17 protein-coding genes are annotated in these 13879 nt (G+C 37.8%); 13 read left to right on the top strand and 4 right to left on the bottom strand.

Annotated features, from left to right (window positions below; translation table 11 throughout):
• Positions 1-118: 118 nt before the first annotated feature.
• Entirely contained in the window at positions 119-277 is a 159-nt protein-coding gene (locus tag ABS766_RS16295; RefSeq protein WP_108776633.1) for a lmo0937 family membrane protein, read from the bottom strand.
• A gap of 179 nt (positions 278-456) precedes the next feature.
• On the opposite strand from ABS766_RS16295, the gene ABS766_RS16290 reads away from it, so the two are divergent.
• The 10 genes from ABS766_RS16290 (at position 457) to ABS766_RS16245 (ending at position 9371) form a co-directional block, all read left to right on the top strand.
• Positions 457-1803: an FAD-dependent oxidoreductase gene (locus tag ABS766_RS16290; protein WP_408086261.1), complete on the top strand. Its 1347-nt coding sequence runs from the start codon at positions 457-459 to the stop codon at positions 1801-1803.
• Positions 1804-2232: 429 nt separating this feature from the next.
• Positions 2233-3096: a MotA/TolQ/ExbB proton channel family protein gene (locus tag ABS766_RS16285; protein ID WP_408086260.1), complete on the top strand. Its 864-nt coding sequence runs from the start codon at positions 2233-2235 to the stop codon at positions 3094-3096.
• 86 nt (positions 3097-3182) lie between these two features.
• Complete coding sequence (locus ABS766_RS16280) at positions 3183-3824, top strand: ExbD/TolR family protein (RefSeq protein ID WP_408086259.1); 642 nt, start codon at positions 3183-3185, stop codon at positions 3822-3824.
• A 21-nt stretch (positions 3825-3845) separates the two neighbouring features.
• Positions 3846-4397 carry an ExbD/TolR family protein gene (locus ABS766_RS16275; RefSeq protein WP_408086258.1) on the top strand — a complete coding sequence of 184 codons (552 nt, stop codon included), beginning with the start codon at positions 3846-3848 and terminating at the stop codon, positions 4395-4397.
• Positions 4398-4425: 28 nt separating this feature from the next.
• A complete protein-coding gene (locus ABS766_RS16270; protein WP_408086257.1) occupies positions 4426-5259 on the top strand; it encodes an energy transducer TonB in 834 nt (277 codons plus the stop codon).
• 13 nt (positions 5260-5272) lie between these two features.
• Positions 5273-5518, top strand: coding sequence for a hypothetical protein (locus ABS766_RS16265; protein WP_408086256.1), 246 nt, complete (start codon positions 5273-5275; stop codon positions 5516-5518).
• 25 nt (positions 5519-5543) lie between these two features.
• Positions 5544-6467: a PstS family phosphate ABC transporter substrate-binding protein gene (locus ABS766_RS16260; protein WP_408086255.1), complete on the top strand. Its 924-nt coding sequence runs from the start codon at positions 5544-5546 to the stop codon at positions 6465-6467.
• Between the two features lie 41 nt (positions 6468-6508).
• Positions 6509-8206 carry a tetratricopeptide repeat protein gene (locus ABS766_RS16255; RefSeq protein ID WP_408086254.1) on the top strand — a complete coding sequence of 566 codons (1698 nt, stop codon included), beginning with the start codon at positions 6509-6511 and terminating at the stop codon, positions 8204-8206.
• A gap of 102 nt (positions 8207-8308) precedes the next feature.
• Positions 8309-8941 carry a 7-carboxy-7-deazaguanine synthase QueE gene (locus ABS766_RS16250; protein WP_408086253.1) on the top strand — a complete coding sequence of 211 codons (633 nt, stop codon included), beginning with the start codon at positions 8309-8311 and terminating at the stop codon, positions 8939-8941.
• 22 nt (positions 8942-8963) lie between these two features.
• Positions 8964-9371, top strand: coding sequence for a DUF2059 domain-containing protein (locus ABS766_RS16245; protein ID WP_408086252.1), 408 nt, complete (start codon positions 8964-8966; stop codon positions 9369-9371).
• Positions 9372-9407: 36 nt separating this feature from the next.
• Here the strand turns inward: ABS766_RS16245 and ABS766_RS16240 are convergent, their stop codons facing one another.
• Positions 9408-10130 carry a class I SAM-dependent methyltransferase gene (locus ABS766_RS16240; RefSeq protein WP_408086251.1) on the bottom strand — a complete coding sequence of 241 codons (723 nt, stop codon included), beginning with the start codon at positions 10128-10130 and terminating at the stop codon, positions 9408-9410.
• A 46-nt stretch (positions 10131-10176) separates the two neighbouring features.
• On the opposite strand from ABS766_RS16240, the gene ABS766_RS16235 reads away from it, so the two are divergent.
• Entirely contained in the window at positions 10177-10689 is a 513-nt protein-coding gene (locus ABS766_RS16235) for a YkgJ family cysteine cluster protein (RefSeq protein WP_408086250.1), read from the top strand.
• A gap of 90 nt (positions 10690-10779) precedes the next feature.
• On the opposite strand, the gene ABS766_RS16230 is transcribed toward ABS766_RS16235, so the two are convergent.
• Positions 10780-10998 carry a hypothetical protein gene (locus tag ABS766_RS16230; RefSeq protein WP_408086249.1) on the bottom strand — a complete coding sequence of 73 codons (219 nt, stop codon included), beginning with the start codon at positions 10996-10998 and terminating at the stop codon, positions 10780-10782.
• 85 nt (positions 10999-11083) lie between these two features.
• Positions 11084-12394 carry an exo-beta-N-acetylmuramidase NamZ family protein gene (locus ABS766_RS16225; protein ID WP_408086248.1) on the bottom strand — a complete coding sequence of 437 codons (1311 nt, stop codon included), beginning with the start codon at positions 12392-12394 and terminating at the stop codon, positions 11084-11086.
• A gap of 7 nt (positions 12395-12401) precedes the next feature.
• Between ABS766_RS16225 and ABS766_RS16220 the strand changes: the two genes are divergently transcribed.
• Entirely contained in the window at positions 12402-13637 is a 1236-nt protein-coding gene (locus ABS766_RS16220) for an ABC transporter permease (RefSeq protein WP_408086262.1), read from the top strand.
• A 52-nt stretch (positions 13638-13689) separates the two neighbouring features.
• Positions 13690-13879: hypothetical protein (locus ABS766_RS16215; RefSeq protein ID WP_408086247.1), on the top strand; the 190-nt coding region annotated here is incomplete at its 3' end.

The following is a 13879-nucleotide window of genomic DNA, read 5'->3' as shown; positions in this document are numbered from 1 at the left end:
GCAGAATAAAGGGAACCCGCGGGCTCCCTTATTTGTTTAAAAAAAATAGGGCTGACTCACTTTTGAGACAGCCCCTTCTTTATTTCATAGTTGTTACTTAGCGGTATTGCCATTTGCCTTATGGCCTTCTTCCTGTTGCCAGCCTGTATAAAATACCAATAATAGCTAATACTAATAAAATGTGGATTAATGATCCTACAGATTCGTAAAAACCAAAAAATCCTACAAGCCACCCTATAATAAGGATTACAACAATTAACCAGATTAAATCTCTCATAACTTTAATGTTTTAAATAGTTAGTGGAATAAAATTAGGTATTATAGCGCTTCTGTTTCAATTAATTAAGAAACCTTTAATAGCCAAATATTTCTTAATTTAACAAGAAGCATTTTATTGCCTTAAAATACAGGGGGCTTTTATTTATTAAGTACTTTTGTGTTTTATAGATTTATTTCATGCAAACTTCGCTAAAAATTGCCGTAGTAGGTTCAGGGCTTGTAGGTTCTTTACTGGCAATATATTTAAAAAGGGCGGGCCATACCGTTCACGTTTACGACAGAAATCCCGATATACGTACTATACAGTTTTCAGGGCGCTCTATTAACCTTGCGGTCTCGCATCGCGGCTGGCGTGCACTTGATGATGTAGGTCTGGGTGATGAGATAAGAAAGTTAGCCATACCTATGGATAAGCGTGCTATACATTTAGTGGGCGAACCTTTGGCATACCAGTATTATGGTAAAGAAGGTCAAAGCATCTATTCTATTTCCCGGGGGGTACTCAACAGAAAGATGGTAGACCTTGCCGAAGCCGAAGGCGCAGAATTCTTCTTCAACCAGCGCATTTGGGATGTTACCCTGGCTACGGCAACACTGCACAAAGGAGAAACCGAAAAAGGCCCGTGGGAAGATTTGCCGTATGATATGGTGTTTGGTGCAGACGGTGCTTTTAGCCGTGTACGCCACCGCATGCAGCGGCAAAATATGTTTAACTATTCTCAGGAATTTTTACCCATAGGGTATAAAGAACTCAACATACCGGCCAATGCAGATGGTAGCCATAAACTGGATAAAAACTCATTACATATATGGCCGCGTAATGAATTTATGCTTACAGCCCTGCCAAATCTGGATGGTAGTTTTACCTGCACCTTATTTATGCCCTTTGAAGGAGAAAACTCTTTTGAAGCTTTAAAAGACAAAAAGGCCCTAGAAGATTTTTTTGCAACACATTTTCCATCTACTATAGATGTAATACCAAAACTGGTAGAAGATTTTTTTGAAAATCCTACAAGTACACTGGTAACCATGAAATGCTATCCTTGGACGTATGAAGATAAAGTAGCGCTTATTGGTGATGCCTGCCATGCCATTGTGCCTTTTTATGGCCATGGGATGAATGCAGGGTTTGAAGATATTACAGTGCTAAACCAAATGATGCAGCAATATGGTAATGACTGGCATACTATATTAAAGGAGTACCAAAAAAGCCGCAAGCCCGATACCGATGCCATTGCTGAGCTTTCATACAGGAATTTTCAGGAAATGAGTTCAAAAACTGCCGATGTAAAATTTCACCTGCAAAAGAAAATAGAAAAATGGTTTTCTGAAAAGCACCCTGATAAATGGCAGCCACTATACAGCAGGGTAACCTTCAGCTACAGGCCATATGCCGAAGCATTGGCGCAGGGCGACCGCCAGAAAGCAATTATTGAGGAGGTGATGAATTTAAAAGGTATTGAAGAAAACTGGCAAAGTCCTGCAGTCGAAAACCGTATTCTCGAGTTGCTGGATAAATCCTGATGCTACATTAGTATAAACTTATATTTTTTAGGTATAAAAATAAATATTATTAATTTATTGTAAGCAATACCTTACTTTTTTGTTGTTTTTTAAAGTATGTTATATGTTAATATAAATAAATAGTAACACCGCACAATAAATAATATAGAATTGTGTTATTTATACGTATTCAGAAATATTTCAGGAATATTATTAAACAATAGGTCTTTAAAATCTTTTTATAGTAATTTTATAATGGGTTATGGTCATATTTACTTCAATCGATTTCGAGTGGTCAGCAATAAATTATTGTTAAGAATTAAGAAAAAAAAACATTTTGTTTTTTTTTATCCTCTAATAATATAAATTTGCCAATCTTATTGTAAATATTTATTCAAAGAATAAGACTTATAAATTAAAAAATCAGAAAAACTAAATTTTTAAATTAAAATGGCAAAAGCATCTACACCTAAAGTTGAAAAGAAAGGTGGTTCTTCAAAAGGATCAGGTTTATTCGCAGTAATCGCAATTATTTCGTGTATTATTGTGGGTATCCTAGTATGGAAATTTATTATGGGCGCTCCTTCTAACTTCGAGAATGCGGAAGAAATGATTAATAATGGCGCTGAAGCCGGGCATCCTATTCCGGGTAACTATCTTGCTATGGTTTACAAAGGAGGTTATGTGGTACCGGTGCTTATGGGTCTTTTCCTTATGGCAGTAGTGTTCTCTATAGAGCGTCTGTTTGTTTTAAACAGGGCTTCTGGTAACGGTAATGTTGAAGCTTTTGTGAAAAAAGTACAGGCTCAGATTGCTGCAGGTAATATAGCTGAAGCTATGGCTGAGTGCGACAAACAACAAGGTACAGTTGCTAATGTAGTGAAAGCTGGCTTGTTGAAATACGAAGAAGTAAAAAGAGAAGGTTTTGACAGTGAGAGGGCAGAAGCTGCTATACAGCAGGAAATAGAAGAGGCTACCTCTCTTGAAATGCCAATGCTTGAAAAAAACCTTGTAATTATATCAACTCTTGTGTCAATTGGTACACTATGCGGTCTGTTAGGTACAGTAACAGGTATGATCAAGGCGTTCTCTGCTCTTGGAGCCGGTTCAACACCAGACTCTGCTCAGCTTGCAAATGGTATCTCTGAGGCACTTATTAATACCGCTACAGGTATTAGTACTTCTACAATTGCAATTATAGCATACAACTCATTTACTTCTAAAATCGACAAATTAACATACTCAATAGATGAGGCAGGTTTTACCATCACCCAAACGTATAGGAGGATGAGGGCACGTGCTAATAGCATCTAATAAAGAGTAGTTGATATAGAAATAAAAACAGTTTACAGTATGGCAGGAATTTTATATTCCTGCTGCTGTAACTAATTAAATAACAAATGGCTAAAGTTAAAATATCAAAAAAGAGCACCAGGATAGACATGACCGCTATGTGTGATGTGGCGTTTCTGTTACTGACGTTCTTTATACTTACTGCTACTGCAAAGCAACCGGAGCCCAAAATTGTGGATACTCCTGCTTCTACAGTACAGACCAAACTTCCGGAGGAAGGCGTTGCAGCCATAACAGTGGGGGATCAAGAAGTGTTCTTCAATATCCCGAGAGCCCTTCGCAGGGAGACATTAAAACGTGTGGCTGAAGAAAAAGGCCTTACATTTACGGAAGAAGAATATAACGCTTTCGAAAATATGGATGGTTTCGGCGTGCCTTTTAACCAGTTAAATGGCATTTTGAAATTGCCTGCTGCCGAGAGAAATGCAGGTATACAGCATGGTATCCCGTACGATTCTGTTAACGACCAGCTTTCGGTATGGATAAAACAGGCAAGGGAAGCTAACCGCCAGGTGCTTACTGACAGGCTTAATGCAGGTGAAGATGTTGAATTAAAAGATGTTGAAGTTGCTATAAAAGGTGATGCAGACGAAGATTATCCAACTATAAAAAGGATAATAGATATATTACAGGAACAGAAAAAGAATAAATTCTTTTTGGTGACCAATCTACGCGACGAAGATTTTTAAAATTATTTAAAAAAAAATAACATGGCAGAATTAGATACCGGCGGCGGCGAAGGCAAAGGTAAAAAGGTAAGAAGTAAGAAGTCAAACCCCGGGGTTGACCTTACCGCGATGGTGGATTTGGCATTCCTTTTGATTACATTCTTTATGCTTACCACATCACTGTCTAAACCACAGTCTATGAATGTGGCTATGCCAGATAAAAATAAAGATTTACCTGATGATACAACAGAGGTTCCTGATGACAGGACGATGACTGTATTGTTGGGTAAAGATAATAAAGTGCTTTGGTATTTAGGCCAGTTTGACCAGCCGCTTATACCGCCAACAGCTACAGGCTATGGTAAAGAAGGTATACGCCAGGCACTTTTACAGAGAACAGCTGCTGTAAAACAGGTGTATGGAGATGACAGGGAGAAAGGTCTTATTGTAAGTATTAAACCAAGCGACAAGACAAACTACAAAAACCTGGTAGATATACTTGATGAAATGGCAATTACCAAAGTACAGCTTTATGCTATTGGTGAGATATCAGATCCGGAAATTAAACTGTTAGAGGAAAAAGGAATGTATTAATTTCCTGCTAACTAAAAAACTATAGATTATGTCTAAAAATAATATATTTGGCGGAGACTGGATTGATATGGTTTTTGAAGGCCGTAACAAAAAGTATGGCGCTTACCAGCTTCGTTCAGAAAATCCAAAAACTACCATGATCGCTTTGGGTATTGGAGTAGTTTTATTTGCTTTTGCAGTGTCTTCCCCTAAAATTATCGGCGCGATAGATTTTGGTAAAGATAAAGACAAAGCAGAGACTCTCGATACCAAGATAGAGATGGTAGAATTGCCACCACCACCGGTAGAAGAAGTGGTGCCGCCACCGCCACCGCCAGTGGTTGAAGAGTACCAGGCACCTAAATCGGTTGTGGAAGAGGTAAAATTCAAACCGCTTGAGGTTAAAAAGAAAGAGGAAATTGTTGAAGAACCACCTAAAGTGGAGCAGTTTGAAAAAGCTGACCCAAGTTCCCGCAACGCCGATGCAGACCCTAATATGGGTGATATCGTAATCGGTAAGCCACCCGGAGATTTAGACAGGGGTGTAGAGGTGGATGATAACCAGGTGTATACATTGGCAGGCCTTCAGGTTCAGCCTGAATTCCCCGGAGGTATGGCATCTTTCTACAATTATGTAAATAAAAATTTCAGGATTCCTGATATTGACCAAAATATGCAGGCCCGTATATTTGTTTCGTTCGTAGTTGAAAAAGACGGATCCATGACAGATATTAAAGTAACCCGCGATCCCGGTTATGGATTGGGTAAAGAGGCTGAGCGTGTTCTAAAGTCTTTGAAAACAAAATGGAATCCGGGTATACAGAATGGTAAACCGGTAAGGGCAAGGTATAACCTGCCAATTGTTATCAATATCCGTTCGTAAATAAAATATGGCGATGGCTTATAAAAGAAAATCGCGTCTTGAATCACAGAAATCGCTGGTACAGCGATTTCTGTTTGTTTTAGGGCTGGTGTTTTTTATGCTCTACCTGGTGCTTGGCCTTATGATTATTTTCTGGAATGTAATCCCGTTGGGGCTTAGCAAAAACCAACGCCTGGCATTAGGTATATTGCTAATAGTATATTCTTTTTTCAGGTTTGTCAGGCTCATCCAAAGCAGAAATAAATCTACAGAGGAGTAGCAGGATAGTCCAAAAATAAATTATAATGAAATATTTTTTAAGGATATTTTTAATTGCTTTACTGGTTGCGGGCAGCATATTTGCATGTAAAAAAGGAGGGGAAAACTCGGCTCATGTGGAGGAAACCCTTACCGCAGGCACAGCTACGTTTGTGGTAGACAATACCATTCAGCCCATAGTTGAAGATGTATTGGCTGTTTTTGAAAGTATATATATACGTGCACAAATAAAACAGGTTAACCTTAACGAAAATGCTTTGTTACAGGCATTGCAGCAGGATACGGCCAAAGTGGCTGTTATGGCCAGAAAACTCACACCTGAAGAAGAAAAACATTTTACCGATAAGGGTATAACCCCTAAAGTTATCCCATTTGCTACAGATGCTATAGCCCTTATAATCAACAAGTCTTCTTTAGACACGGTTGTTAACCTCAATGAGGTTTTTAAAATACTACAGGGCTCAGAGTCCCAAAAAGTTAAGCGGCTTGTGTTTGACAATGCCAATTCCAGCGTAACAAAATTTATGCTTAATGAAGCGGGTGTTAGCGGTTTACCGCAAAAAAATGTATATTCGCAGGGCACTGCACAGGATGTTATTAAGTATGTGCACGATAACCCGGGTGCTATTGGTTTAGTAGGTGTAAATTGGATTGTACAGCCCCCCTCAGAACTGCTTACTTATGTGGAAAATATAAAAGTACTGGGTGTGAATAATGTTAAAAAGGGTAAAGCAAATGCTTATTTTAAACCAAGCCAAACTAACATTGCCACAGGTAATTACCCGCTTACACGTACACTTTACGTGTTAAATTATCAGGGTAAAAATGGCTTAGGCATGGGTTTTGCAAATTATATAAGTGCGCCGGACGGGCAGCGTATTATTTTAAAATCAGGATTGCTGCCGGAAACCATACCCGAAAGGAGTATACAGGTGCGAAATAAATTATAATAATATATTACTAAATAAAGGAGAAAATTAAAATGATCAAAATGAAACAAATTAAATTCCTTGGGTTATCACTACTGCTTTTTGGTATGGCTAATGCACAGGACGCTAATGATGCCATTAAAGCAATTGATGCTGAACAATATCAAAAGGCTAAAAACACGCTAAAAAGCCTGATAGCGTCTAATCCGGACGAAGGAAAAAATTACTTTCTTTTGGGAGATATTTACCTTACCCAGGCAAAGCAGGATTCTGCTGCTATCTTTTTCAACCAGGGAAAATCGGTAAAAAAAGATGCTGAATATAACTTAATAGGCCTTGGTAACATCGACCTTAATAATGGTGATGCCGCAGCTGCCAAAGTGAAATTTGACAAAGTTCAGGATGAAATGCGCCGCAGGGATGTAGACCAGCTGGTGTATATTGGGCGTGCCTATATATATGCTGACAACCCGGACTATAAAAAAGCTATTGAAATACTTAAAAAGGCTGTAGAAAAAGACGATAAAAGCGCAAAAGCATATCTTAACCTGGGTGAAGCGTATTACAGGGATAAGCAGCAAAATGAAGCCTATAGGGCGTTTAGGACTGCCTCTCAGCTGGATAACGGCCTGCTTAGGGCTAAACTTCAGTTAGGGGTGCTTACCAAAAATACAAGGGCAGCATTTCCTGAAGCGGTAAAAGCATTTAATGATATCATAGCTCAGGATGCCAATTACGGGCCTGCATATAGGGAACTTGCCGAAACTTATTATTTATGGGCAAATACTGATACTGCTAAGTACAACCAGTATATTAAGCAGGCGCTTGATTACTATGAGAAATATATGAAGCTTACCGATTACTCTTTAGACTCAAGGATGAGGCATGCTGACTTCCTGGTGCTTACAAGAGATTATAAAGCCCTTGAACAGGAAGCTAAAAAAATGCAGCAGATAGACCAGGTTAACCCAAGGATATTACGTTACCTGTCTTATTCTGCTTATGAAAACGGCAACTTTGAAGAAAGCTTAACGGCTATGAAAGATTTTATGTCTAAAGTAGACCCTAAGCGTTTAATTGCACGTGACTACCTTTACTTAGGCCTTGCAAAACTTGCAACTTCAGTTGGTGAAGATGAGCAGGGCAATGCTACTATAACAGATCAGGTAGTGTTTGATGAGGCTATTGAGAATATTAAAAAGGCGGCAGAAATGGATATTGAAATTACCAATGAGTTTAATGCAATTGGTAAAAAACTTTTCGGTCAGAAATTGTATGGCCCTGCAGCGGTTGTGTTTGATATAGCAACAACCAACCCTGATAACAGGAACCTGTTTTATGATAATTTCTACCTGGCATACTCGGTTTATTATAACCACGTAAATATGTCAGAAGAAGATAAAAAACAGGATACATTGCAACTTCAAAGAGCAGATTCAGCTCTTGCTGTAGTGGTTGAAATGTCTCCGGATGCTCAGGATGCTTATCTATACAAAGCAAGGGTCAACCAAAACCTGCAATCTGAAGAGGCATATAGAAAAATGGCAGAGGCTTACGATAATTATATAAGGATTGTAACCGAGAAAGGTCCTGAAGAAGTTCAGAAGCAAAAAGCAAACCTTATTGAAGCATATTCTAACGCGGGTGCTTATTACGTTGTAACCAATAAGCAAAAAGCAACAGAATACTTTAATAAAGTGCTGGAGCTTGATCCTGAAGATGCTTATGCAAAGCAGCAGCTTGAACAGTTAAATAAATAAGCTTAAATAAATTATATCTAAGGCCGGCGTTTTGCCGGTCTTTTTATTTAATAGGGTCTAAAGATGATTTTATATGTATCTTTGCACACTATTATTTTTGCCATGTTACATAAAGAAGTAAATATTGAAGTTGAAAAAGGGGAAATGTTACCCCTTATGGAGGAGTTTTATACTATTCAGGGTGAAGGCTACCATACCGGCACAGCTGCCTATTTTATACGGGTAGGCGGTTGCGATGTGGGGTGCCACTGGTGCGATGTAAAAGAAAGCTGGAATGCCGATTTGCATCCTCCAACAAAAACAGAAGCCATTGTGGCTAATGCCGCCCGTTATGCCAAAACAATAGTAGTTACCGGAGGCGAGCCGCTAAGCTGGAATATGGAGCCACTTACCCACAAGCTTAAAAATGCAGGGCTCAAAATACATATAGAAACCAGTGGCGCTTATCCGTTAACGGGTATATGGGACTGGATTTGCCTTTCGCCTAAAAAAACAAAGTTGCCAACCGAAGAAATTTATCATCATGCACATGAGCTTAAGATGATAATACATAACAGGCATGATTTTGCTTTTGCTGAAGAACAGGCCGCAAAAATTAATGATAATGCCATACTGTTTTTACAGCCGGAGTGGAGTAAAAAAGAGCAAATGACCCCGCTTATAGTAGAGTATGTGATGGAAAACCCAAAGTGGAGGGTATCATTGCAAACACATAAATATTTAAACATACCATAAATAATAAATAAAATTCAGGAACATGAAAAAGTTACTTTTTGTATTTGCAGTGTTGCTAACAGCACAATTATCATTTGCACAGGATGAAGCCTTTAAGGCAGACGTTAATAAATTTTTGGAGCTATCTGGTGCTAATGAGCAGATAGCACTGGCTAAAGAGCAGGTTATTACCATGATACCTAAAGCGAAGCAGGAAGCATTTTTGAAAGAGTTTGATGCATCTTTAAAACCTATTTTAGAAGCGCAGCAAAATTTTTATACAACAAACTTTACCCAGGCCGAAATTAAGCAGCTTATACAATTTTATGAGTCGCCCATAGGTAAAAAAATGTCTGATAATGCCGCTAAGCTTACAGAGTCTATGATGCCTAAAATACAGGAATGGAGCATGAACCTCCAGAATATTATAATGAAATATTCAGGGCAGTAATTAATAATAAAGGGCAGTAAAAACTGCCCTTTATTATTAAATTGAATCCTGCTGCACGGTTAGCCGGGCCAGATAATCATAATGCTCCCCTTCCATAACCAGTTCGCAGCTAAAGCCACAGGCAATGGCGGCATTTTGCAGGGTGTTATAATCAATATACATCCAGTTAAAAGGTTTTTCATGTTCACCTTTATAGGATATATCAAAAATAACTTCTCCATAATAGTCAGTATCGCCGGGTATCCATTTACCACCATCCTCATCTTCGTCAAACATATAAATAATGTCGGATGAATCCAGCAATATTTGTCCATCCGGGTTTATAAGTGTTTTTAGATGTTCTAAAAATGTGGAAATTTTTTTGAGTTTTCCACACATTCCCGCCCCATTCATAAGCAATAGTAAAGTATCATAAGTTTCATTCTCTATTGTCATTACATCAACAGTTCGTGCTTTTTTTATTCCACGCAGCTTACAGGCTTTAATAGCATTTTCAGAAATATCTATACCGGTAACATCAAGTTTCATTTCATTTTGCAGGTAAAGGCTATGGCTCCCGGCACCACACCCCACATCAAGCACGATACCCCGCGCAAGAGACAGTGCTTTTTGTTCTATGGCAGGCATATCTTTATACGATCTGAAAAGGTATGCCACACTCATCTCATCAGCTTCGCTTATAGAAGTTTCGGTTATCAGGTTTTCCGGGTTATTCCCGGTTTGGTAATCAAGTATTGCTTTTCCAAAAAGGTCTTTCATATTTAGTTCCTTATGTTTAGGTATTTTAATTTAATTTTGCTGCTGAATGCATAAAGATGTAGTTGTGGAAAAAGATGTAAACCAGTTAGCAAAACTTGCCAAAGATAAGCATAACGAGAATAAAAAGTTTTTTGATAAGCTTAAAAAGAAGCCGCCTAAAAACCTGGACTATATAATGCAGGATCTACATGAAAATGAATTCAGGAGAACCGACTGCCTTAACTGTGCCAATTGCTGTAAAACCACCGGGCCTTTATTTACTACAGCCGATATAGAACGTATAGCAAAGCACTTGCGGCTAAAGCCGCAACAGTTTATAGACCAGTATTTGCGTGTTGATGAAGATAAAGACTATGTGTTGCAAAATGTACCCTGTACATTTCTTGATGCTGATAATTACTGCCTTATTTATGAGGTGCGCCCAAAAGCCTGTAGAGAATATCCCCATACTGACCGGAAAAAATTTCAGCAGATTAGCAACCTCACTTTAAAAAATGTGGCAATATGCCCTGCCGCATATAATATTGTAGAAGAAATGAAAAAGAAAATCTCGTTATAATGCGTGGTAATGATAAAATGCCGCTTGCAAAAACAGCTATAAAATAAAAACCTCCCGTTAAAGGAGGTTTTTATTTTATGATACCAAGTATTATACGGTGGCGGCTTCTTCTTCTTCAGTATGATATTTAAGCTCTCCAACAATACCTTCTATGCTTTGAATTTTATCATCAATATATTCCAGCAAGCCTTCTATTTTATCTCGTAAATCTTCAAAAAAGGCAATAATATCTTCAATGTAGCCTTTTACTTTAATTATAAAGTTGACAACATAATCAACCAGATTGTTTAGTGTTTCAGGGATATTCATGGTTATAGTTTTTTAATGTTACTTATCAGTTTTAAAATTACAAAACCATTGCCGCAACAAAAATAACTTTGTGTAAATATTAAGATTATTCTTTATATATAAGGTAGTGCCTGCGTGTTTGTTTAAATTGTTCAAGCCCGGGTTGCCAGCTTTTGCGTATTTCAGCTTCTGTCATGCCTGATGTTACCTGTTGTTGAAGCTGTTCTGTTCCTGCAAGCTTGGTAAAGAAGGAGGTAAAGAATTTAGATTTATCTGAGGTTTCATTATACGCTTTAATCAGCCATTTTAATTCCAGCCTGTTTAATTGGGGTATGTCAGAGAGATTTTCGCCATAACAGGTAATGCCCTTATAAGGCGGGTTCTTAGCACCCTCATTAGGTTGCGGTGTAAAACTAAAACCTGTTTTTGGCAAATATGGCGATCCGTATATCTGAAATTGTTGTTCGGTACCGCGGCCTACACTAACATTGGTACCTTCAAAAAAGCAAAGGCTTGGATATAAGTTTATGGCTTTATCATTTGGCAGGTTAGGAGATGGCTTTATCGGCAGGTGATAAAACATATCATGAGTATAATTAAGGCAGGGTATAACAGTAAGGTTACATTGCACACCATTTTTCAGCCATTTTTCACCGTTTATCATTTTGGCATATTCGCCAATTGTCATGCCATGTAGAATTGGTATTGGGTGCATACCTACAAAACTCTGGTATTTTTTTTCAAGTATAGGGCCGTCAACAATATTGCCATTAGGGTTGGGGCGGTCTAAAACAATAAGCGGTATGTTGTTTTCGGCACAGGCTTCCATCATATAATGTAGAGTAGATATATAGGTGTAAAAACGCGCCCCTACATCCTGAAGGTCAAAAACCATAACATCAATATCCGCAAGTTGTTCACTTTTTGGCTTTTTATTATCGCCGTAGAGAGAAACAATTGGCAGCCCTGTTTCTACATCTTTACCATCTTTTATATGTTCCCCTGCATCAGCAGTACCCCTAAACCCATGTTCGGGGGCAAAAATTTTTGTTACATTTTGGCTTTTTAAAAAGAAATCTACAATGCTTATAGTATCTGTTGCATAAGCAGGCTCATCTTCACCATCTTCATTTGTGGCTGTATATCTATAAGTAAAAGGTATAACGCCAGTTTGGTTAGTAACAATCCCTATTTTTTTGCTTTCCAGTAACGGTAAATAGGCATCATAATTTTCAGCGCCTGTTTTTATAGGGTTATTGGTTTGGGTAGTATTTGTTATGTCGGGTTTGTTTTCTTTTATTGCTTCGTTAAACTGGTTTGCCGCTTCGGGCTTTGCGCTGTCAATCTTTTTTCCACAAGAAGCAATCGCAATTAATAAGAATAAAACTGTATTTTTGAACAACGAACCTGATATCATACAACTGTTGAATTTAGAATATTTTATAGCCCGGAGGCTTGTTACCACAAAACACCATAAAAGTAGCATATCCGCCCCAATAATAAAAATAGCTGTTGTTGCCATTGCAGTGGGTATAATTATGATGATTATAGCTATAGCCGCGGGGGTAGGGCTACAGGATAAAATACGCGAAAAAATTTCAGCTTTTAACGGGCATATAATTATTTCAAACTTTGATGATAACCAATCAGATGTAAGCGTAGAGCCTATTAGCATACACCAGGACTTTTACCCTGAGTTTAAAAACGTAAAAGGCATACAACATGTGCAGGCGGTAGCCTCTAAAGCAGGCATTATAAGAACCGAAGATGCTTTTGAGGGGGTTATATTTAAAGGTGTGGGTAAAGATTATAAATGGGATTTACTTAAAGATTATATAGTTGATGGGCGTAAACCTGACTTAACGGGTAAACTTAATAACGAAGTAATTTTATCTAAATACATGGCAGACCGCCTTAAATTAAAAGTTGGCGACGAGTTTAATACCTTTTTTATGAAAGAAGGGGGTAATGGTATGCCCAATTTGAGGAGGTTTAAGCTTGTAGGGGTATTTAGCAGTGGCTTTCAGCAATTTGATGCTACCTACATGCTGGGCGATATACGGCATGTGCAGCGTATTAATAAATGGAAAAATGGCGAAGTAGGTGCTTTTGAAGTATTTATTGATGATTTTGATAAAATAGACGAAAAAGGGCAGGAAGTTTATAATGTAACCCCATCTATGCTTAAAAGCCGTACAATTAAAGATAAATACATTAATATTTTTGACTGGCTTAAGCTTTTTGATGTAAACATACTTATCATTATTGTTATTATGGTAGTTGTTGCCACCATAAATATGGTGGTTGCATTGCTGGTACTTATTTTAGAACGTACCCAAATGGTGGGGGTACTAAAGTCATTGGGGGCATCAAACTGGAGCATCCGCAAAATATTTTTATATAATGCAGCCCATATAATTATAAGGGGGCTAATATGGGGTAACCTTATAAGTTTGGGTATGCTCTTTGCCCAAAAGTATTTTTCAATAATAAAATTAAGGCCAGAAAACTATTATGTAACGGTAGCGCCGGTAACTATAGATGTGCCGGCAATACTTTTAGTTAATGCCGGCACCATAATTATATGTTTATTATTATTACTTATACCTTCTTATATAATTACTAAAATTTCTCCCGTAAAAGCACTTCGCTTTGATTAATTAATTTTTTTCTAAAAATATTTTTGTTTCGAATATTCAGGTTATCAGCCTTTTGCTGATTTACGTTAAAAAAAAGCTAAAAAAAGCTTTCAAAAAGTTTGGAAAAGCGGAAAAGGGTGTTACTTTTGCACCCGCATTAGAGCAGCGTTCTTTACATATTGCGATAGGGATTACGGGGTTAGTTTTGAGTAAGGGTATTAAAAAAAAATACTTTTCAAAAAGCTTGCTTTGTAAAGGAAAAG

Origin of the sequence: Flavobacterium rhizosphaerae, from assembly GCF_046000445.1 — a bacterium.
Classification (GTDB): Bacteria; Bacteroidota; Bacteroidia; order Flavobacteriales; family Flavobacteriaceae; genus Flavobacterium; species Flavobacterium rhizosphaerae.
This window is presented reverse-complemented; position numbering and strand designations above follow the sequence as displayed.

Coding starts and splice junctions, on each gene's coding strand:
- ABS766_RS16255 (WP_408086254.1), top strand. CDS start 6,509: ATGAAACAAATTAAATTCCTTGGGTTATCACTACTGCTTTTTGGTATG.
- ABS766_RS16235 (WP_408086250.1), top strand. CDS start 10,177: ATGCATAAAGATGTAGTTGTGGAAAAAGATGTAAACCAGTTAGCAAAA.
- ABS766_RS16245 (WP_408086252.1), top strand. CDS start 8,964: ATGAAAAAGTTACTTTTTGTATTTGCAGTGTTGCTAACAGCACAATTA.
- ABS766_RS16290 (WP_408086261.1), top strand. CDS start 457: ATGCAAACTTCGCTAAAAATTGCCGTAGTAGGTTCAGGGCTTGTAGGT.
- ABS766_RS16250 (WP_408086253.1), top strand. CDS start 8,309: ATGTTACATAAAGAAGTAAATATTGAAGTTGAAAAAGGGGAAATGTTA.
- ABS766_RS16265 (WP_408086256.1), top strand. CDS start 5,273: ATGGCTTATAAAAGAAAATCGCGTCTTGAATCACAGAAATCGCTGGTA.
- ABS766_RS16270 (WP_408086257.1), top strand. CDS start 4,426: ATGTCTAAAAATAATATATTTGGCGGAGACTGGATTGATATGGTTTTT.
- ABS766_RS16295 (WP_108776633.1), bottom strand. CDS start 277: ATGAGAGATTTAATCTGGTTAATTGTTGTAATCCTTATTATAGGGTGG.
- ABS766_RS16280 (WP_408086259.1), top strand. CDS start 3,183: ATGGCTAAAGTTAAAATATCAAAAAAGAGCACCAGGATAGACATGACC.
- ABS766_RS16230 (WP_408086249.1), bottom strand. CDS start 10,998: ATGAATATCCCTGAAACACTAAACAATCTGGTTGATTATGTTGTCAAC.
- ABS766_RS16275 (WP_408086258.1), top strand. CDS start 3,846: ATGGCAGAATTAGATACCGGCGGCGGCGAAGGCAAAGGTAAAAAGGTA.
- ABS766_RS16260 (WP_408086255.1), top strand. CDS start 5,544: ATGAAATATTTTTTAAGGATATTTTTAATTGCTTTACTGGTTGCGGGC.
- ABS766_RS16240 (WP_408086251.1), bottom strand. CDS start 10,130: ATGAAAGACCTTTTTGGAAAAGCAATACTTGATTACCAAACCGGGAAT.
- ABS766_RS16225 (WP_408086248.1), bottom strand. CDS start 12,394: ATGATATCAGGTTCGTTGTTCAAAAATACAGTTTTATTCTTATTAATT.
- ABS766_RS16285 (WP_408086260.1), top strand. CDS start 2,233: ATGGCAAAAGCATCTACACCTAAAGTTGAAAAGAAAGGTGGTTCTTCA.